This window comes from Oribacterium sp. P9 (assembly GCF_046365365.1).
Lineage (GTDB): Bacteria > Bacillota > Clostridia > Lachnospirales > Lachnospiraceae > Oribacterium.
Genome location: NZ_JBKEIS010000012.1, coordinates 1 through 19,761, shown reverse-complemented (window position 1 = coordinate 19,761; position 19,761 = coordinate 1). Strand labels below are relative to the sequence as shown.

Annotated in this window: 16 protein-coding genes and 1 pseudogene; 11 read left to right on the top strand and 6 right to left on the bottom strand. The window is 53.2% G+C overall.

Going from position 1 to position 19,761, the window contains the following annotated elements:
• The first annotated feature begins 15 nt into the window (after positions 1-15).
• Both ACK8P7_RS07940 and ACK8P7_RS07935 read left to right on the top strand, forming a co-directional pair.
• Positions 16-2,517, top strand: a complete 2,502-nt coding sequence (locus ACK8P7_RS07940; RefSeq protein ID WP_410043679.1) for an ATP-binding protein — start codon at positions 16-18, stop codon at positions 2,515-2,517.
• Positions 2,518-2,575: 58 nt separating this feature from the next.
• On the top strand, positions 2,576-5,152 hold the full coding sequence (locus ACK8P7_RS07935) for an EAL domain-containing protein (protein WP_410043678.1): 2,577 nt from the start codon (positions 2,576-2,578) through the stop codon (positions 5,150-5,152).
• An 11-nt stretch (positions 5,153-5,163) separates the two neighbouring features.
• Here ACK8P7_RS07935 and ACK8P7_RS07930 read toward each other — a convergent pair.
• Positions 5,164-5,271, bottom strand: a pseudogene (locus tag ACK8P7_RS07930) (Hpt domain-containing protein); the annotation flags it as partial.
• Between the two features lie 15 nt (positions 5,272-5,286).
• On the bottom strand, positions 5,287-5,439 hold the full coding sequence (locus ACK8P7_RS07925) for a hypothetical protein (RefSeq protein WP_410043677.1): 153 nt from the start codon (positions 5,437-5,439) through the stop codon (positions 5,287-5,289).
• A gap of 343 nt (positions 5,440-5,782) precedes the next feature.
• Here ACK8P7_RS07925 and ACK8P7_RS07920 point away from each other — a divergent pair, with 343 nt between their 5' ends.
• The 6 genes from ACK8P7_RS07920 (at position 5,783) to ACK8P7_RS07895 (ending at position 12,317) form a co-directional block, all read left to right on the top strand.
• Positions 5,783-8,692 carry a response regulator gene (locus tag ACK8P7_RS07920; RefSeq protein ID WP_410043676.1) on the top strand — a complete coding sequence of 970 codons (2,910 nt, stop codon included), beginning with the start codon at positions 5,783-5,785 and terminating at the stop codon, positions 8,690-8,692.
• 41 nt (positions 8,693-8,733) lie between these two features.
• Positions 8,734-9,186 (top strand): hypothetical protein, encoded by a 453-nt coding sequence (locus ACK8P7_RS07915; protein WP_410043675.1) that lies wholly within the window; start codon positions 8,734-8,736, stop codon positions 9,184-9,186.
• Positions 9,168-9,332, top strand: coding sequence for a hypothetical protein (locus ACK8P7_RS07910; protein ID WP_410043674.1), 165 nt, complete (start codon positions 9,168-9,170; stop codon positions 9,330-9,332). Before ACK8P7_RS07915 ends, ACK8P7_RS07910 begins: the two co-directional genes overlap by 19 nt.
• A gap of 1,139 nt (positions 9,333-10,471) precedes the next feature.
• Positions 10,472-10,777 carry a hypothetical protein gene (locus ACK8P7_RS07905; protein ID WP_410043673.1) on the top strand — a complete coding sequence of 102 codons (306 nt, stop codon included), beginning with the start codon at positions 10,472-10,474 and terminating at the stop codon, positions 10,775-10,777.
• 134 nt (positions 10,778-10,911) lie between these two features.
• Positions 10,912-11,490: a TIGR01440 family protein gene (locus tag ACK8P7_RS07900; RefSeq protein WP_410043713.1), complete on the top strand. Its 579-nt coding sequence runs from the start codon at positions 10,912-10,914 to the stop codon at positions 11,488-11,490.
• A gap of 98 nt (positions 11,491-11,588) precedes the next feature.
• Positions 11,589-12,317: a YggS family pyridoxal phosphate-dependent enzyme gene (locus tag ACK8P7_RS07895; RefSeq protein WP_410043672.1), complete on the top strand. Its 729-nt coding sequence runs from the start codon at positions 11,589-11,591 to the stop codon at positions 12,315-12,317.
• Positions 12,318-12,458: 141 nt separating this feature from the next.
• Here the strand turns inward: ACK8P7_RS07895 and ACK8P7_RS07890 are convergent, their stop codons facing one another.
• From ACK8P7_RS07890 to ACK8P7_RS07880, 3 genes are read right to left on the bottom strand one after another with little or no spacing between them, the layout of a single operon-like run.
• A complete protein-coding gene (locus ACK8P7_RS07890) occupies positions 12,459-13,925 on the bottom strand; it encodes an ATP-binding protein (RefSeq protein ID WP_410043671.1) in 1,467 nt (488 codons plus the stop codon).
• The gene (locus tag ACK8P7_RS07885) at positions 13,922-14,656 is read right to left on the bottom strand and encodes a LytR/AlgR family response regulator transcription factor (protein ID WP_410043670.1); all 735 of its coding nucleotides are present in this window, start codon (positions 14,654-14,656) and stop codon (positions 13,922-13,924) included. Before ACK8P7_RS07885 ends, ACK8P7_RS07890 begins: the two co-directional genes overlap by 4 nt.
• 53 nt (positions 14,657-14,709) lie before the next feature.
• Entirely contained in the window at positions 14,710-14,850 is a 141-nt protein-coding gene (locus ACK8P7_RS07880; RefSeq protein WP_410043669.1) for a hypothetical protein, read from the bottom strand.
• Between the two features lie 343 nt (positions 14,851-15,193).
• Between ACK8P7_RS07880 and ACK8P7_RS07875 the strand changes: the two genes are divergently transcribed.
• Positions 15,194-16,402 carry a MalY/PatB family protein gene (locus ACK8P7_RS07875; protein ID WP_410043668.1) on the top strand — a complete coding sequence of 403 codons (1,209 nt, stop codon included), beginning with the start codon at positions 15,194-15,196 and terminating at the stop codon, positions 16,400-16,402.
• On the opposite strand, the gene ACK8P7_RS07870 is transcribed toward ACK8P7_RS07875, so the two are convergent.
• Positions 16,392-16,592: a hypothetical protein gene (locus tag ACK8P7_RS07870; protein ID WP_410043667.1), complete on the bottom strand. Its 201-nt coding sequence runs from the start codon at positions 16,590-16,592 to the stop codon at positions 16,392-16,394. The genes ACK8P7_RS07875 and ACK8P7_RS07870 overlap by 11 nt on opposite strands.
• An 812-nt stretch (positions 16,593-17,404) precedes the next feature.
• Between ACK8P7_RS07870 and ACK8P7_RS07865 the strand changes: the two genes are divergently transcribed.
• Positions 17,405-17,692 carry a hypothetical protein gene (locus ACK8P7_RS07865; protein ID WP_410043666.1) on the top strand — a complete coding sequence of 96 codons (288 nt, stop codon included), beginning with the start codon at positions 17,405-17,407 and terminating at the stop codon, positions 17,690-17,692.
• A gap of 136 nt (positions 17,693-17,828) precedes the next feature.
• Positions 17,829-19,241, top strand: a complete 1,413-nt coding sequence (locus ACK8P7_RS07860; RefSeq protein ID WP_410043665.1) for an ATP-binding protein — start codon at positions 17,829-17,831, stop codon at positions 19,239-19,241.
• The last annotated feature ends 520 nt before the right edge of the window (positions 19,242-19,761 follow it).

Here is a 19,761-nt window from a genome sequence, read left to right as displayed (position 1 = left end):
GAGGAGGGTAATGCGGTGAAAAAACGATTGACAGCTTTGCTGCTGTCCCTTGTGTTGGTCGCAGGGGTAATCTGGGCGGGTTCTGCCTACTTTGACTTTGTCTCCCAGACGATTTACGAGGAGAGCACCGCCCACCTGACGGAGATTTTTCATCAGGCAAACCAGCAATTATATAATCTGGTCTCGGTCAACTGGAGCCGGATGCGGATGTGGGTGCCCTATCTGGAGAAAGCGGAAAGTGACGAGGAGGTCCTCGCCTATGTAGACCAGGCGCGGGAGGAGAGCAATTTCACGGATTTTTATTTCATCTCCCGGAACGGCGAATATCTTACCCTGACCGGAAACAGGGGCTATCTGGACCTGCGGGACCAGCTTCCCAACCTGATCCTGGAAAAACAGCCCATCGTTGTAAACTCCGTTGTCCCGGATCAGCCGGAGATCATGGTGTTTGCGATTCCCGCCAAGCAGAGCAGCTACCGTGGCTTTGACTATGAGGCCATCGCCATTACCTATAACAATTCCGACATGGTGAACGCTTTAAAGATATCTGCCTTTGCCGGACAGGCCAGCACCTATGCGGTTCTGCCCGACGGACGCATTGCCGTGGACAACAGCAGCGAGGCTATGGACAGCGTCCACAATCTCTTTGTTCTGCTGGAGGAATCGAAAAGTCTGACCGACGATCAGATCACTGCCTTACAGCAGGATTTCCTGTCCGGCAATTCCGGTTCGCTGCTGTTCAAAATCAACGGCGTCTCCAATTATCTGGTGTATGAGTCCGCCAATTTTCAAAACTGGACTGTTGTGGGTATTGTGCCTACCGATGTGGTCAATTCCAGCATGAACAAGCTGCAATCCACCACCATGCTGGTGGTGTCGGGTATTGCCATCGCTCTGGCCGTGATGCTTTTGCTGCTGGTGATCCAGCAAAACCGGCAGAAGCTGAGACGGAAGGACAACGAGCTGCTTGCCCGTGACGAGCTGTTCTCCAAGCTGTCCGTCAATGTGGACGACGTCTTCCTGATGGTGGATGCAAATGATCTCCGCGTGGAATATGTGAGCCCCAATATCGAGAAGCTGGTCGGTATTTCAGAACAGCAGGTCCTCGATGATATCCATGAGATCGAGCATCTGATCCGGACGGACGAATCGGTTCACATTTTGGATCAGCTGTCGACCATTTTGCCCGGTGAACAACGCGAGTGGGATCGGGAGTACATCCACCAGAAAACCGGCGAGGAGCTGTGGTTCCGTGTGGTGGTCTTCTGCACGGATATTCAGGGTGAGAAGAAGTACATTCTGGATCTGTCCGACCGCACCAAGGACAAGAAGATCAACCAGAGACTGGAGGATGCGTTCCATACTGCGGAGAATGCAAACCGTGCAAAGACTACCTTCCTGAACAACATGTCCCACGACATCCGGACGCCCATGAATGCTATCATCGGCTTTACCAACATTGCCATGAAGCATGAACCGAAACCGGAAGTGAGGGGCTGCCTGGAAAAGATCAGAGAAAGTTCTGATCACCTGCTGACCCTCATCAACGATGTGCTGGATATCAGCCGCATCGAGAGCGGCAAGATAAAATTCGCACCCATTCCCGTTGATATTACAGTGGTGGCAGATACAGTGCTCAGCATCATGCAGGGATTCCTGTCCAACCGGAATATCGCATTCCACACCGATCTGGCCATCCCGGAGAAGCCCTGTGTACTGGCCGATGCCGTGCGTATCCGGGAAGTGCTGGTGAATATCCTGGGCAATGCGGTGAAATTCACGGAGGACGGCGGTACCATCGCCTTTGAAGCCAGCTACCATCCCGGTGCAGATGACCGGCACATCATGGTACGCTACCGGATTGTGGATACGGGCGTGGGCATGCGCGAGGAGTTTGTGGAGCATATCTTCGATGAGTTTTCTCAGGAGGATAACGGCGCACGGACACAGTACAAGGGCACCGGTCTGGGCATGGCGATCACCAAGCGGTATGTGGACCTGATGGGCGGCACCATTTCTGTGGAGAGCAAAAAAGGTGAGGGCTCTGCCTTCACCGTTGAGATTCCCCTGGAGCTTACCGATGAAAGCAATGTTCAGACACAGGGGCTTCCTGCCGCAAAGGTGAACCTGATAGGCGCGAAGATCCTGATGGCAGAGGACAATGATCTGAATGCGGAAATCGCAATGGTGCAGCTGGAGGAACTGGGAATTCAGGTCACCAGAGCCGCCGACGGCAAAGAGGCTTTGAAAATCTTCGCATCAAACCAGCCGGGTACCTTTGACATCATTTTTATGGATATTATGATGCCGAAAATGAACGGCTATGAGGCTACAAAGGCCATCCGTGCCCTGCAGAACCGCCCGGATGCCCGGACGATTCCCATTATCGCTATGACGGCCAACGCTTTCGCGGAGGATGTGCAGGCATCTCTGGATGCGGGAATGAATGGCCATATCGCCAAGCCGATTGTAATAGACGAGGTTGTGAAAAACATTGCACGGAATCTGAACCGCTGACGCCGCCTGCTTTCCGGCAATGCGTTTTTGATCAGATCAAAGAGAGAAAGGACTATCTATGCAAAAGCAGATTCTAATTGTTGAAGACAATATGCTCAACCGCGAGATACTCAAGGAGATCCTGTCCGATGCGTATACGGTTCTGGAGGCGGAAAACGGTCAGGAAGCCCTCGACGTTCTGCGGGAGCACGCCGATGACATTGCTGTGATCCTGCTGGATGTGATGATGCCCGTCATGGACGGCTTTACATTTCTTGACCGAATCAAGGCAGATGACAGGCTTTCTCTGATCCCCGTCATCATCATGACCCAGAGCGACAGCGAGGCCGATGAGGTAGCCGCCCTGGCTCACGGCGCCACGGATTTTGTTCCCAAGCCCTACCGGCCCCAGGTGATTCTGCACCGGGTCGCCAGCATCATTAAGCTGCGGGAAACAGCCGCCATGGTGAATCTGTTCCAGTATGACCGGCTGACCGGGCTCTTCAGCAGGGAGTTCTTCTATAAGAAGGTGCGGGAGCGGCTTCGGGAGGATCCGGAGGGAGAATACAGCATCGTTTGCTCCAATATTGTAAATTTTAAGCTGTATAATGATTCCTTCGGCGTGGCGGAAGGGGATCGGCTGCTGCGGGAAGCCGCGGACGCCATGCGCCGGGCGGTGGAGCCGTCGGGGATCTGCGGACGGTTCGGCGCGGACCGGTTCATATGCCTGCAGGAGTCCGGAAAGGAGGCCCGGGACCGGGCTGTCTTTGACTCGGATCAGGCGGAATCCGGCAGGAGCTGCAACGTGGTGATGAAGTGGGGCGTCTACGAGATCACTGACCGTTCCGTTCCGGTGGAGCAGATGTGCGATCGGGCCAATCTGGCGGTGGACAGCATTAAAGATCAGTATAATTGCCACTTCGCGGTCTATGATGATGTTCTGCGGGGCAAGCTGCTGCGGGAGCAGGCCATTACGGAGGCCATGGAGACCGCACTGAACGAAGGGCAGTTTGTTGTCTATTATCAGCCGAAGTACAGCCTGAACAATGACTGTCTGGCGGGGGCCGAGGCTCTGGTGCGCTGGGTTCACCCGGAGCTGGGCTTTCTGTCCCCGGGAGAATTCATTCCCCTGTTTGAGAAAAACGGTTTTATCACCCGGCTGGACCGGTATGTCTGGGAAAATGTGTGTGCCACGCTGCGCCTCTGGCGGGAAAAAGGATATCCTCAGCTGTCGGTGTCGGTCAATGTGTCCCGGGCGGACGTCTGCCATGCCGACCTGGCGGATACGCTGCTGGAGATCGTCCGGAAATACGGCGTGGAGCCCGCCCAGCTCCATCTGGAGCTGACCGAGAGCGCCTATACGGAAAACCCGGCTCAGATCCTCAGCACCGTGGAGCATCTGCGGGAGCTGGGCTTCATCATTGAAATGGATGACTTCGGCAGCGGCTATTCTTCCCTCAATATGCTCAACCAGATGAAGCTGGACATCCTGAAGCTGGACATGAAGTTCATCCGAAGCGAAACCTCCAAGCCCATGGAGCAGGGAATCCTGCGGTTCATTGTGGGACTGGCCCGCTGGCTGAATCTGAGCGTGGTGGCGGAGGGCGTGGAGACCCGGGAGCAGCTGGAGCGCCTGCGGGAGATCGGCTGCGACTACGTTCAGGGTTACTTCTTTGCGAGGCCCATGCCCGCCGGGGAGTTTGAGAAACTGCTGCAGGCCCAGCCGCCAAAGTATCCGAAACCCTCCGATGCCGCCCCGCAGGCCAAAACCGACCTGGTGAAGCTGCTGGTGGCGGATGAGGATGCCGAATACCGGGGGAAAGTCCGGGAGCTCTTTGAAGGCCATTATGAGGTGCTGGAGGCGGCTACCGCTCAGGAGGGAATCGCCTGCATCCGGGAAAGCGGCCAAGCTTCTGTTTTCGCGGTGATCCTCAGCGCCACCCTTCCGGAAAAGGGCGCTTTGGCGCTGGTAAAGGCCATCCGGCAGGACCCTGCCTGCTGGCGGATCCCCATACTGACCACGATGCCCTATGGCGAGAGCTGCGAGGAGTATTTGCAAGAACTGGACACCGATGATTTCCTGTGCAAGCACCATCCGCTGAAGGATCTGCGCAGAAGGGTTTTCCAGATGATGCGTATGGATGCCCACCACGTCCGGGAGCAGCTGCTGATAGACGAAGCAGGCAGGGACTATTTGACCGGTCTTTTGAACCGCAGAGGTTTCTTTGCCGCTCTGGACGCGCTGCGTCAGGAGGATCTCCCTCTGGCCATGTATCTGTTTGATCTGGATGATCTGAAGAAGGTCAACGACCAGTTCAGCCACAACAAGGGGGATGAAATGCTTTGCTTTTTCGGAGATCTGCTCCGCCGTCAGACCCGGGACGGAGATATTCTCTGCCGTTACGGCGGAGATGAATTCGTGGTGGTTCTCCGGCGTATCGCCTCTCTGGATTCGATCCTGCAGAAGGGCGAGACTATCTGCAAGGAATTTCAGGAATTCCCTCTGCCGGACGGTCTCCAGGCCGCATGCTCCGGCGGTATTGCCCTGTGCGGCACGGATGAGCGCCCCTCCGCGGAGCTGATCGAACGGGCGGATGCCGCTCTGTATCGGGCAAAGAAGAAACACAAGGGCAGTTGCTGTCTGTGGAAGAAATAAGGGTCAGCCGGACAATTCCTGCACCGGCCTTGCAGAAGCTCGGTCAGCTCCCCCGAGGAAGCCGTCAGCCTGTCAAAACCGAGGTTTGCGCTTACGCCCTTGAGGGTGTGGGCGGCGCGAAAGGCCTCCTCCGTCTACCCCTGCTCCATTGCCCGGCAGAGTTCGGGATAGCTCCCGTCATCCAGGAATTTGGCAATGAATTTCCGGATCAGATGGATGCCCGGCAGCCGCTTTTCCACCTGGGCGTAGTCTCCGCCCAATACTTGATAACACTCTTGAATCGTCATTGGCTTCCTCCAGATTTGTAATGCAAAATGATGCACATGTAATTTTAAGTGACTGTTTTCAAGTTTTTTCGAACTTTATTGACATTCAGTATGTCACATTCTTTCGGATTTCAAAACATAAAATGCATTTTTTGAGATTTTTTCTGTTTCAGGAACGGAATTCCTGGCGAGAAGCCGGGATGACTTTTTCAAATTATGTAACGGGAAATGATATCCGGAAACTAAAAGCTCGGAAACGAGCCGAAATATCCCATAAACGCCACCGCGACAAAGAGATAGAAAATGAAAGCAACCTGAAAATCAGGATATTTCATAGAAAACACAGGAGAGGAGTGAGGCACAAATGCGGGAAAAGAATAACCTGTGGCGGCGAATCATTCTGGCAGCTGTCCTGCTTGGTTTGATTCTGGCGGGCTTTTTCGTTTATCTCAGTTCGAACCGCTGGATGACACTGGAACGCAATGCCAATTATATCGCGGACGCGGCCACGCAGTCAGCAAAGCGTATTGATGACTTGCTGGTTGGTGCCGAAAACAGCATCAGCGCGATCGCCCATATTTATGAGCGAAGCCTGGACGCGTCACAGGCCAATGTGGAAGTGTTGGAAGAACTGACAGAGTCCACGATTTTTGACTACATCGGTTATGTGGATGCCCAAGGAATTTACACGGATAACCGGGGCTTGCAGGCCGATGTGACTGACCGGGTATATTTTCAGGACGGCATGCAGGGCAATTCCGGTATGGACATGATCTCCAACGGCCGCGTCAGCGGCGAGGATTTGGTGATCTTCTATGCTCCGCTGCGGCTGGATGGAGAAGTGGTCGGTGTTCTTACCGGACGCTATCGACAGCAGCAGATGCGCAACATCATCACTTCTTCTTACTTTGGGGAAGCCGCGGACACCTATCTCTGCCTGTCGGACGGAACCGTAATCGCCAGCTCTAAGGAAGAAAAGCCTGAAAACATCCTGGAAACGTTGAATCGGAACGATGGGGCGGATCAGGAAGCCGTGGATATTCTCACCAATGCCCTCTACACCGGCGGCTCCGTCAGCTTCACCTACACCAATTCCTATGGCTCCAGCGCAGCCTATGTGACGAAGCTGCCCCAAAGCAACTGGATGCTGCTGCAGGTCTTTCCCATTGGCGTTACCAACGAAATGCTGAGTGAATCCAATAAAGCCGCGACCTGTCTGATGGTGTGGCTGGTGATTCTTGCCGCGCTGTATGTTGTTCTGCTGCTTCTGGAGAACGCAAGGCAGACGAAGAAACTCACCTGGGAGAAGCAAGAGATGCGGGACATTGTAGACACCACATCCCATCTGTTCCGCAGATTCATCCTGGTTGATCTGGAGCACGACACTTACACGATTCTGGAAGACGATGACAAGTCCGGTAACAATCCGCTTCCGGTTGAGGGTACATACAGCGACCTGCGCAATTACTGGCTTGACCGGATTGTGGATACGCAAGCGGAAAGCTACGACAGAGAGCGGTTCAGCGTCCGGTCGATTCAGGAGCATCTGACAGCGGATGTGCCTTACCTGCAATACGAGAACCGTGTCCGTGGCAGCGGCGTTAATTGGTGGCAGATCTCCGTCCTGTGCCTGAAGCGGAAGCGTGGGGTTCCGGTGTCGGTCTTGGTAGCAGTGCAGGATGTATCGGAGCTGAAAGAAAGAGAGCAGCGCAGCCGCATCGCGTTGGAGGATGCCTATCAATCGGCGCAGGCAGCCAACGAGGCAAAGCGAACCTTCCTGTTTGACATGAGCCACGATATGCGCACGCCGCTCAATGCGGTGATTGGCTTGTCCGGCCTGTTGGATCGGGATGCCGCAGACCCCGACAGAGTACGCTCCTACAGCCGGAAGATCAAAGCATCCGGACAGCACCTGCTGACCCTGGTCAACGAAGTCCTGGATATGTCCAAGATCGAAAGCGGAAGGACTTCCCTGAATCTTTCAACCTTCTCCCTTTCGGAATTGCTTGAGGAGCTGACTTTCGTATTTCAGCCTCAGGCGCAGGAGAAAGGGCAAACGCTGAAGATCAATGCTTTTGGTGTTCCCCAGGAGCGTCTGATTGGTGATAAGCTGCGCCTGAATGAGGTGCTGGGCAATCTGCTGGACAATTCCATCAAATATACCGCTCAGAGCGGAGAAGTGACACTGACTGTCCATGGGCTTGCCCAGACCACACCGGGCTATGTTCATCTTCTTTTCGAGGTTATGGATAACGGCATAGGAATGAGCCCGGATTTTGTCCCCCATGTGTTTGATCCCTTTGTCCGTGAGAAGAACAGTACGGTCAGCGGAATCCGGGGCGCGGGCCTTGGCCTGACCATTACCAAGAGCATCGTTGACCTGATGGGCGGAACCATCCGTGTGGACAGTGTACAGGGAAAGGGAAGCACATTTCAGGTTGAACTGGAACTGCGTCCGGCGGTGGAAGATGGAGATTCGGCGTTTTGGAAGGAGCAGGGCATCCGAAAAGCGCTGATTCTGGGGTCTGACGAGAAAATCTGCAAATCCATTTATAGCCTGATGGCGGGAACCGGTGTGGAATTGCAGTATGCCACCGACAGCACCGCTGCCTGGAATCTATCGGAGGATGCCGCCTTCGACCTGATCCTGTTGGATCACACATTGCCGGATATGGATACGCTGGAAGCCATCCGAAGCATCCGGATGCATTACGGAAATGCGCCAGAGCTGATTCTGATCGACAGCGATTGGATTGGCAAGGAGAAAGACGCGCGCAGTGCCGGGGCAAACGGCTTTTTGCCGGCTCCTTTCTCCATGTCTACCCTGAAGAAAGTAGCTTCGGAGTGCCGGATCCAGACCAAGCCTGACGCAACAGGTGTTTCGCTGGAGGGGCTCCGGATGCTGGTGGTGGAGGACAATGACATCAACGCGGAAATATTGATGGAATTGCTGGACATGGAGGGCATCCTTAGTGAGCGTGCGGAAAATGGCCGTGCGGCAGTGGAGCTGTTCCGGAGCAAACCCGAAGGCTATTATGACGGAATTCTGATGGATATTCAGATGCCGGAGATGAACGGCTATGAGGCCACTAAGGCCATCCGAAGTCTCGACGACCGTCCTGACGGACGCACGATTCCCATCATAGCAATGACAGCGAACGCCTTTGCCGAGGATGTTCAGGCTTCTCTGGATGCCGGAATGAATGGGCATCTTTCAAAGCCGATCGTGATGGACGAGGTGGTAAAGACCATCGCGAGAAATCTCGACCATTGAATGCGCAAACCATTTTTCACAGAGAGAAAAGGAGAACGTCTATGAAAAAAATACTTACCCTGCTGCTTGCCGTGGCCATGGCAGCAACCATGCTCACCGGCTGCGCAGGCCAGAATGCCAATCATGGAACTGCTGGGGAGAACAGCACACCCCAGACAGAAAAAAAGGAAAAGGTGGTCGTTGCCTGCTGGGGCAATCAGATGCTGGATTCCTATACCCAGTACCTCTGCGACCTGTTCCCGGAGGTGGAGTTTGAATTTGTTCTGGCCACGAACTCCACGGATTACTACCGTTTCCGTGCAGATCACGACGATATGCCCGATATTCTGACGGTGCGCCGCTTTGCCCTGAAGGACGCGGTGCTGCTGAAGGATTTCCTGTATGACCTGAGCAACACCGAACTGGCGAGCACCTATTACGGTTCCTATCTGGACAGCTATACCTATGATGACGGCACTGTGAACTGTATTCCTTCATGGCTTACGGCGATGTGAACTGGTATTTGAACCTTGTTACGGAGAAGATGGGAATTTCTGAAGTGGATACCACCGGCCCCAAGACAGAAGAATACCTGACACAGCGCCTGGTGGAAGAGGGCGGACAGCTGGAAGCACCTACGGATTACATTATCCTGCGATAAAGTGCGGGTCGGTCGCTGACACGCGGGGCAGAAAAGAGATTTTGGGAGAACACGCATATGAAAGAGAAAAAACAGATAAGTGGCGATAGCGCATATATAGATGGAAGCATTTTTCCTGTTTTAGGCTTGACAAGTGAATTATAATAAGAAAAAGAGATATTGACCCTGGTTGATATCTCTTTTTTCGTGAAAGAAAAGACTACTCTACTTTGCATCTTGCCATAAAATGAAGAGTAGCCTAATTCAATGCCTGGATGGAGGGGGTGCAATCGTTGGATTGTATCAAAATGGTGGTTGCGATGAATCACTGAAAATGCGGCTCGCGTACAGCCATCCCGGCGGTCAGCACAAATATAAAGTTGATTTGTTCCCTCTTACACTGGGCACCGAAATTAATCCGAGATCACGAAAAAGCAAGTTCAAAAGATCTCAATTTGCACGAAAAAGCAAGTTCAGACATCGCTTCGGAAATTCTGTTAGAAGGCGGGACATTTTACATTTAACGCATTTTAACTCACAATAACGAGTTAAAAACAAATTTAACTCAACACGAAATGAATTAAAATGAGTTAGAATCGAATTAAATGTAAGTAAAAGATAGACAAGGGCACCAGCCCGTCAGCCCAAAAGGCAGGTCTAGATACACTGGGTAATTATTTCAGCGTGTCTGGACCTGCTTTTTTTAATTTTTTTGTCGTAATGCCCCTTTGTGGTAGTGAAACTAAAGCAAATCCGTACAACTAGGGCGGGCAACCCGTACAGCCGGCACCTAAAAATATCCATCCGTACGGGCTAAACTTGTACATGTAAGGAGCCAAACGACTCCTCTACAGGAACCTTGAAAAATACATACCATTCTTCAGGCACAGCCCTGTGATGGGGAGCCACATCAGCGGATGAACGCAACGATCGCCAATAGAAGGCGGGAGCGTGAACCGGCCTGTAAGTATCGGATTGCTTCCGATATACAGCATTGATCCATCACAGCACAATGATACTTCTGTACGCAGCTCGGTGAGAACCACGGAGGGGTTAGATTCCCATGGATCTGGTAGCAGCCAGACGCCTGAATGCATTCCCGGCAGGTCAGAGCACCTGTCAGTTCCCAGGGGTGTCGAGGACAAATGTGGGGATAACAAATGGCAGATCTTCTCGGTGTATCCGATGACACGGTTTATACCCTGATCAAACGGGATCACATTGAGACCTTTGAGGTAGATACCTGGATGCGTATCCGAAAGGATGTATTTGAGGCATGGTACAAAACGCAGACCAAGTATCGAACCCAAGCTGACCGGGAACGAGATGCAGAGCTGGAAGCCGCATCCATGACGATGCCGGAAATGGCCAGACTGCTTTTGATCACCCGGAAGGAAGTCTACAATATCCTTGGTTCTCCTAAGCGGAAGGTCGCGCGTTCAAATCGCGTCGCGAACATGAAATGACGGTGTCAGCCCCTTGCGAGTGTAAGTGGGTTGGCATCATTTAATTTCCGGCAACTGGATATTCTCTTCGGACAGGCGGTGCACTATACTAGGGAAAGTAAAAAGTCTATCCTGTTGTTTTATAAAGCGAGGTGATCGATATGACAGATTCTGAATTACATGAAATCACGAGAGAGGCGTCGCAGGTGATCCGTGCGCTGCTGGAGCAGACGGAGCTTCGCGAGCACAGTGTGCTTGTGGTGGGCTGTTCGTCGAGTGAGATCCTCGGCGGGCACATCGGGAAGATCGGCAGTATGGAGGTCGCGGATGCGGTGTATCAGGGGATCGCGCCGGTGCTGCAGGAAAAGGGCATCGATCTCGCGGCGCAGTGCTGTGAGCATCTGAACCGTGCCGTGATCGTGGAGCGTGCGTGTGCGCTTCGAAACGGCTATGAGATCGTGTCGGTCTGCCCGTGGCCACATGCGGGCGGCAGCTGGGCGACGACCTGCTGGCAGCACTTCGAGGACCCGGTAGCGGTCGAGGAAGTGCGTGCGGACGCCGGGATCGATATCGGCGATACGCTGATCGGGATGCATCTGAAGCGCGTCGCCGTGCCGGTGAGACTGCGTATTTCACAGATCGGCGCGGCACACGTGGTCTGCGCGAAGACACGCCCGAGATTATGGGGCGGCGAACGTGCGCACTATACGCCGTACGAGGGAGACCAGGCATGATAGAGAAGATAGCGGCACATGTAGTCTGCGCGAAAACACGCCCCGAGATTATGGGGCGGCGAACGCGCACACTATACGCCGTATGAGGGAGGAAAGGCATGATAGAACAGGAACAGATGGAGCGGATGCAGCAGGCGGTCGCGGAGATCCGCCGCACGATGGCCGAGGCGGCGATCCGTGCAGGACGGAAGCCGGAGGAGATTCTTCTCTGTGCGGCCTGCAAAACACGTACCGTCGAGGAGGTCAGGGCGAGCGCAGAGCTTCCGATCGACATCTTCGGCGAGAACCACGTACAGGAGCTCGTCGAGAAGACGGATGCGGGCGCCTACCTCGGGAAGCCGGGCCACTTTATCGGCCATCTTCAGACAAACAAGGTGAAGAAGGTCGTCGGCCGTGCGTCGCTGATCCAGAGCGTGGACAGCGAGCATCTCGCCCTCGCGATCGAGAAGGAAGCCGCGAAACGGGAACTTCAGCAGGATATCCTTCTGGAAGTCAACATTGGCGAAGAAAGCAGTAAGAGCGGGGTCAATGCAGACGGCCTCTGGTCTCTGTTTGAGCGCCTGCTCGCGACGACCCCGCACCTCGATATTCGTGGCCTCATGGCGATCCCGCCGGCGGACGCCAGCGAAGACGAGACCCGCCGCTTCTTCGCGAAGATGCGCGGACTCTACGAGGAAGCCGCACAGCGCTACGCCGGCAGCGTCGACATGCAGTACCTCTCCATGGGCATGAGCGGCGATTACCCGCTCGCCATCGCGGAAGGCGCTAACATCGTCCGCATCGGCACCGCCATCTACGGCCCGCGCGATTACTCCGCGAAGGCGTAAATTAATGGGGTCTGACCCCATTAATTTTTTCTAAACAGAATCTAAACTCGAGTTTATGGGGTCAGACCCCCTTACGAAATTCTTAAGACAGAAAAACAGCCGGGTGGAAACACCCGGCTGTTCGTTTACGATGCTGTGTTTTTATGGATTCGGTGGGCTCTGTGGATTCAGCATGACGGAGGCGTAGAAGATGCCGTCACGCCACTCGAAGCGGGCATCGCCGTCGTAGCGCTGGGCGATGTAGCGGATCGAGACAGTGCCGACGCCGTGACCTTCGTGCTTCGTGGAGACGAGCTCGCCCTCGTCCCAGATCGGCTTCCGGCTGCAGGTGTTGTCGACCACGATGGAGAGGCAGGCGTCGCCGTTCTGCTTTACGATCACGCGGATGGCCTGATCAGAACGGATATCCGCAGCCGAGGACACGCCGACGCGCGGATCGATCGCCGTGGCCGCGGTGGAGGCAGTGAGGCTGTCGGCTGCGGCCGGAACAGTATCCACCTCGGTGACGAGTCCGCCGGCATTGGCCTCGGCAGAAGCAGCGCCCGACGATGCGCCACGACTCAGCTCAGTCTTACAGGCGTCGACGGCATTCTCGAGGAGGTTTCCGAGGAGGACACAGAAGATCGGGTCCGGAATCAGAAGACGCTCCGGGAGCTGTACACGGGCGGTGAAGCGGATCCCGGCGGCTTCCGCATGCCCCGCGTAGTAAGCGACGACCGCGTTCACGGTCGGGTTGTTACTGTAGGTCTTCGACGGCGTATCCACGTGCTCTGCAGTGTACTCAGCGAGGTAGGTCCGGATCCCATGGAGGTCATTCCGGTCCGCCAGTTCCTTCAGCACCATGCGATGATGGCGGAAATCGTGGCGGGCGCGCCGGCTCTCCATGATGCGCGTCTTCAGCATCTCGAACTGCTCCGTCTGGACGCGCAGGAGATTTTCCATGGTCTTGTTTCGCTCGTTCGTGATGATCTGCTCCTGCAGATTCTTCATAAAGAGGATCAGCAGATGACTCAGCATGAACATACAGAGCAGCAGCAGGATACGGGCGAGCAGTGCGAGACTGCCGACATGGCCGTCCCGGATCGTGCCGGTGAGCAGCAGGATCATCGTGGTCGCGACGAACGGAAGCAGCCACGCCGTCATCCAGAAATCATGGATCTCGACGGATATCAGCGTCCTAAGGATCTCGTGCAGAAATGTAGACATCGGAATCATGGTACTGAGCGTCATGACGAGCGTCACGACGCCGGCCTGCCAGCTGTAAAAATCGAGGGAGATGTTGTTCTCACAGAGGAAGAAGGTCGCGGCGCGGATCGCCAGCAGATAGTCGATCGTAAAAATAAAATGAAAGAGGATGATCCACCTGTCCGTCCGGGAATTCAGCATCATCAGCACGAGAAACAGCGGGGCCGCGAGGTACTGCACGTACACCGCAGGGAAGCCGAGCTTCACCAGAAGCCCGAAGATGCATAGATATCCGCACTCCCAGAGGAGTATGCGTAGAAGGGTGCGCCGCTTCGAAGAGCGGAGACTGTCCAGCGCCGGCAGGTACCCCACGAAAAGGAACGGAAATGTATTCAGTGCTTCGTTGATGATCAGTTCGGTCATAGCGCCTGCCCCTCTCTCAGCGTTTTAAAGGTATAGTCGAGGTACCGCTCACGTACATCGCTGTACTTCAGTCGGCTGATCGCGATGGTGGCACCGCACTTCATGTCGAAATGGTCGCTCTGCAGCTTATGCACATCCTCGAAGTTCACGAGGACGCCCTTCATGCAGTCGCAGAACCAGTCGAACGGAAGCAGCAGCTGCTGAAACTCCTTCTGGCTCAGATTCACCTCCAGCGTCCCGCCATCCTTCATGTACACCATGATCCGCCGGCTCACGTACTCCGTGTAGGCGATGTTATGCAGAAACAGCCGCACATTTTTCCCCTGAGACGGCACCATCACATAGCGGTCGCGCTCGATGCGGTCCATGTTGCAGCGGTCCAGCGCCCGCGTGACCTGCGCCTCATTCACCGGCTTCAGCAGATAGTAGGTCGCATTCACGTCGTAGCTGTCGATGGCGAAATCCGGCGACGTCGTCACGAAGAGAAGACTGCAGTTCGTATCCTGCTCCCGGATCCGCCGCGCCGTTTCCATGCCGGTCATACCGCTCATATAGATGTCGAGAAAGATGATATCGTAACGTGTCGACTCGAAGTGCTCGAGGAAGGCCTCCCCGCTCGCAAACAGATCCGTCTGATCACAGAACAGTCCATGCGTCGACAGGTAGTGCGCGACCAGGCCCGAAAGACGCTCCGCCTCGCCCTTGATATCATCTACAATCGCGATCTTCATACCGCTCCCCCCTCTGATCAGGCTAATGCAGTCGACATGTACGCTCGTGGCTTTCACCGCCGCAGCTTCGTCCGCCACAGCCAGCCCCTGCACGCCGTGGCACGCTTCCGGCGCCTTCGGCTGATGCAGTCGACCTGCACGGTCGTGGCTTTCACCGCAGTTCTCCGCACCACGACCGTGCGATCTCTGATCACATTATACCCCATCCTGGAAGGGAATCGGCATCTTAAATAAATTATAATCCTTCCCCGAAAGAGCGACAGTACATCTTGTGTATGCTTAACTACATCTTGTGATTTCGTGGCGGTCCATGCCTCCGGCCTCCGCATCGTCACGCCGCAGTTTCTGTAACTGGCTTTCACAAAAAGCGTTTCCCAGTCGGATAAATATCCTTCCATTTAAAAAGCGGCAGGCTCCACACGGTCCGCCGCTTTTTGAATCATAAATTACTGCCAGCTTCATCTGTTTAATCTCCATGTACTATTTATAAGGCGTGATGGTATAATTTTAAAAAGTATAGTTAAAGGAGATAAGAAGATGAAGTATGATTTTACGTCAATTATGGATCGTGTCGGTAAAGACGCGATCGCAGTAGAAGCGCTCGGTCAGATGAAGATGGCCCCGAAGCCACCGAAAGACGGCTTCGACATCATCCCGATGTGGGTAGCCGACATGAACTTCCCGACCGTTCCGACGATTCCGAAAGCCATCATCGAGCGGGCGAAGCACCCGGCATATGGTTACTTCTCCCCACGCAAAGAGTATTACGACGCCATCATCCAGTGGCAGAAGAACCGAAACGGCGTCACCGACCTGACCCCGGAGTGCATCGGTTATGAAAACGGTGTTCTCGGTGGCGTGATTTCAGCACTTAATGTCTACTGCTCCAGAGGAGATAACGTGCTGGTCCACAAGCCGACCTACATCGGCTTCACCAACAGTCTGACGAACAATGGCTACCACATCGTTCACAGTGAGCTCGTAAAGGACGAGAACGGCGTATGGCGTATGGATTTCGAGGACATGGAGAAGAAAATCGTGGAGCATAACATCCATGCAACCATTTTCTGTTCACCGCACAACCCTTGTGGTCGTGTATGGGAGCGCTGGGAGATCGAAAAGGCCATGGAGATCTATAAGAAGCATGATGTCATGGTTATCTCAGATGAAATCTGGTCCGATATCATCACCACCGGCCATAAGCATATCCCGACACAGAGCGTATCGGAGGATGCGAAGATGCGTACCGTTGCGCTCTATGCACCGAGTAAGACCTTTAACCTCGCCGGTCTGATCGGAAGCTACCACATCATCTATAACAAGCATATCCGTGACCGCGTAGAAAAGGAGTCCAGCTTAGGACACTATAACAGCATGAATGTCCTCTCCATGCACGCGCTGATCGGTGCTTATCAGCCGGAAGGATATGAGTGGCTTGAAGAGCTCCGCGAAGTCATCACCGGAAATATCGATTATGCCTGCAACTATATCCGGGATCACTTCGAGGGTGTTTCTGTAGCCCGTCCGGAAGGAACCTATATGCTGTTTGTTGACTGCAGCGAGTGGTGTGAGAAGCACGGAAAGACCATCGAAGATGTCGAAAAGGCTGCATGGGATGTCGGCGTCGCCTGTCAGGACGGTCGTATGTTCCACGGCCCATGCCACTTACGTATCAACCTCGCACTTCCACTCTCCAGAGTTCAGGAAGCCTTTGACCGCCTCGACAAGTACGTATTCAACGCGTGATGAAGAGGCGAGCCGCTACGTGCACAGTCACTACAACTTCTGCAGGACCGTTGACATCGACGCCACCATCGCCCTCGTCACTCACCTCGTGCAGGACCTCAGCAGCGCAGACCTCCGGCACATCCTCCGCCGCGACATCCTCTCGGAGGACGACTGACCACGCCGTCTTCCCAATCAGTACAGAACTCATATAACTGAAGGGGTATGAATACAGCGCTGGGCAGTTAATATAATTCAAATTATCATAATCTAAATTATATTAACTGCCCGGCACTGCTATGTCCTCGGTCAATGCCTCCGCCCTCTACATCATCGCTCCGCCGTTCCTGTGACTGGCTTTCGCAAAAAGCGCTTTCCGGTCGCTCCTGCCATTATGTTTTTCGCAGACTCGTCGTAAATAGTCCTCCTGCCATTATGTTTTTCGCAGACTTGCCTCCCGGCAACCTTATGACATTAACTCTGACGAATCCCGGCAGAGAATTCTCGAGCAGATTTCCGGTTTTTGACGCAAATATACCATTTTCTCGACCAGTGACATTATCTCGCCCCACGACATCTCGCTGAAAAAGCTTCGGCAAGGGCTCTCGGCGCACTAAACATAATGTCACGCCTTCCAGAATTGTCCCCTCTGCGAAAAAACATAATGTCATGCAGCCAGAAAATCGTCTCTTTGTAAAAACTCCCTAATGTCACGACTTCTGAAATCGAGGGGATTGCGAGAAAACTCAAAAAAGTTAATGGCATGCGCAGCGGAAATCCGGAATTTGCGAAAGGTACATAATGTCACACCGTCTGGAATTCCAGGGCTTGCGAAAAAATCTAAAAAAGTTAATGCCACGTAGAATGGAAAACCTCACTTCGTGAAAGCCTCATTTTGCCAGTATATTGTGGTGACTGACCGAACAAGCTATAATCAAATATAGTCTATCCTCGCAATGAACCGCGTAAAAAACAACACTCACTGCAGGAACTTAACATGCATTGATCCCACAGGAGTTGTCTATGTGCTGTCGATTTTACATTGATAAAGAAAGTCCGGAAATGCAGAAAATCATCGCGCAGATGAACCGCTCCCCACTGATGCAACGCTGGCCCTCCACACAATCTGAAGCCTTTGTTCTCGACGCCCAGACATCATCTCTGCAGGCCAGCTTTCTCTCATCGCGGACTCCAGAGGCACAGCTTCACGGCTCCTTGTCTCCGACGGCACTTTCTACACCCAACGTAATCCCGCCTCTCGACATCCTCCCGCATGCCATCACCGACATGACCTTCTTAAGAATTTCATAATGGGGTCAGACACTATATACCCGTAGAGGTATAAATACAGCACCTCCATTTTCTCAAAGATTGACACAATCAAACATCGATAATATAATCCAAATTATCATAATTCAAATTATATTAATTAAGAAAGGCGGACTATATGGACTTCATCGGGAGAGCGTCAGAGCTCGCGACGCTGAATGCGGAATATACGCGAGAGAGTGGTTTCGTCATCGTGTATGGACGGAGACGGGTCGGAAAAACGACGCTGATCAAAGAATTCATAAAAGATAAGCGTGCGTTTTATTTTCTGGCGACGACGGAAAGTGAAGCACAGAGCCGGAAGCGCTTTGCCTCCGTCCTTTCACGTGGCATGAATAATCCGATGCTCGCGAAAGTCACGTTCGATGACTGGCTGGATCTGTTTCAGCTGGTAGCAGACGATCATCCGGATGAAGAAAAGGTTCTGGTCATCGATGAGTTTCCCTATCTCGTGAAAACGAACCCGGATTTTCCGTCGATACTGCAGAATGCATGGGATGAAATACTGAAAGATCACCATGTGATGCTCATCCTCAGCGGCTCACTGATCAGCATGATGAAAAAGCATGCCTTGTCATATGACAGCCCACTCTATGGACGAAGAACCGCGCAGATTCGCCTGATGCCGCTGCCATTTACCGACGTATACGTAACGCAAAACATGTCCTTTGAAGATACCGTCATGCAGTATGCCATCACAGGCGGCGTGCCGAAATACATGGAGCTCTTTCAGCCGGATGAGCCACTGATCGAGCAGATTCAGCGTGTGATACTGTCGAAAAACGGTTTCCTCTATGAAGAACCGGATTTCCTTCTGAACGAAGAAGTGCAGGCGCCGGTGAATTATTTTTCTGTGCTCAAAGCAATCTCAGACGGAAACCACAAGCTGAGTAAAATCGGTCTTAGCATCGGACAGGACAGCGCTGCGATCACGCCATACCTGAAGACGCTGATGGACCTCGGATATGTCGCGAAACATGTCCCGAGCACTGAAAAAAATCCGGAGCGCTCCCGAAAAGGCCTCTATTATGTAGCCGATAACTTCATCCGATTCTGGTTCACCTATGTATATCCTTTCAAAGGAGAGCTGGAACTGGGAAATCAGCAGATCGTGCTGGATCAGATGGAAAAAGACTTTCAGCAGAAGTTTGTGGCCTTTTCCTATGAAAGCATCTGCCGCGATATTTTCGCAGAACTGTGCCGCAGACAGCAGATCGAGTTCACACCATCCCGCATCGGTGCATACTGGTGCAACGACCATGAAGACGACACCGAAATCGATGTGGCTGCCGTAGACAACCGAAACAGACGTCTGTTCCTCGGCGAGTGTAAATACCACCAGAAGCCGGTAGATGTCGCCGTGTACGCATCCCTGCAGGAGAAAGCCAAATCTCCGGATCTGGCAAAAGCCTTTAAGGATTACGAAATCATCTATGGACTCTTCTCAAAAAGCGGATTCACAGACCGCCTGACCAGCATCGCAGAAGAGAATCCACGGCTTCTACTGATACAGGAAGATCAGCTTCTCTAGCTTCGAAGAGTTATAAATACAGCACTGGGTTGTTAATATAATTCAAATTATCATAATCCAAATTATATTAACCACCCGGCGCTGCTATGTCTTCGGCCAATGCCTCCGCCCCTTACATCATCGCTCCGCCGGCGCGCAGCAGTGCCCGAAAGTCAGCGCGCCCGCGCCTCCCGGCAGTCGATGAAGATTCACACTCAAAACTGACCCGGGTCAATTTTAAGTGTGAATCTCACCGTGAAATAACCGCACAGAAACCTGTACAACAGCCAGAAAAAAATAAGCCCCGACGCAGACGTCACTGTCCGCCCGGGGCTGCCATATTATTCCACGTCATCTTACGATAAAAATATAATTTCTACCAGTATTATCCTGAAAGTTCTGTTGATATCTATACTGTCATGCTTTTTAAAGCCTTCAACTGATCTCGTTTCGCATAAATCACATTCAAAATATAAAGTGAATATTACGGTTCAAATGTACCCCTGTTCCGAAGGAACGGATACCGACAGTCCGGCACTAT

What these genes read in the sequence shown, in the direction of transcription:
- ACK8P7_RS07935 (WP_410043678.1), top strand. Translation starts at nt 2,576, where the DNA reads ATGCAAAAGCAGATTCTAATTGTTGAAGACAATATGCTCAACCGCGAG.
- ACK8P7_RS07925 (WP_410043677.1), bottom strand. Translation starts at nt 5,439, where the DNA reads ATGACGATTCAAGAGTGTTATCAAGTATTGGGCGGAGACTACGCCCAG.
- ACK8P7_RS07920 (WP_410043676.1), top strand. Translation starts at nt 5,783, where the DNA reads ATGCGGGAAAAGAATAACCTGTGGCGGCGAATCATTCTGGCAGCTGTC.
- ACK8P7_RS07915 (WP_410043675.1), top strand. Translation starts at nt 8,734, where the DNA reads ATGAAAAAAATACTTACCCTGCTGCTTGCCGTGGCCATGGCAGCAACC.
- ACK8P7_RS07910 (WP_410043674.1), top strand. Translation starts at nt 9,168, where the DNA reads ATGGCTTACGGCGATGTGAACTGGTATTTGAACCTTGTTACGGAGAAG.
- ACK8P7_RS07905 (WP_410043673.1), top strand. Translation starts at nt 10,472, where the DNA reads ATGGCAGATCTTCTCGGTGTATCCGATGACACGGTTTATACCCTGATC.
- ACK8P7_RS07895 (WP_410043672.1), top strand. Translation starts at nt 11,589, where the DNA reads ATGATAGAACAGGAACAGATGGAGCGGATGCAGCAGGCGGTCGCGGAG.
- ACK8P7_RS07890 (WP_410043671.1), bottom strand. Translation starts at nt 13,925, where the DNA reads ATGACCGAACTGATCATCAACGAAGCACTGAATACATTTCCGTTCCTT.
- ACK8P7_RS07885 (WP_410043670.1), bottom strand. Translation starts at nt 14,656, where the DNA reads ATGAAGATCGCGATTGTAGATGATATCAAGGGCGAGGCGGAGCGTCTT.
- ACK8P7_RS07875 (WP_410043668.1), top strand. Translation starts at nt 15,194, where the DNA reads ATGAAGTATGATTTTACGTCAATTATGGATCGTGTCGGTAAAGACGCG.
- ACK8P7_RS07870 (WP_410043667.1), bottom strand. Translation starts at nt 16,592, where the DNA reads ATGAGTTCTGTACTGATTGGGAAGACGGCGTGGTCAGTCGTCCTCCGA.
- ACK8P7_RS07865 (WP_410043666.1), top strand. Translation starts at nt 17,405, where the DNA reads ATGTGCTGTCGATTTTACATTGATAAAGAAAGTCCGGAAATGCAGAAA.
- ACK8P7_RS07860 (WP_410043665.1), top strand. Translation starts at nt 17,829, where the DNA reads ATGGACTTCATCGGGAGAGCGTCAGAGCTCGCGACGCTGAATGCGGAA.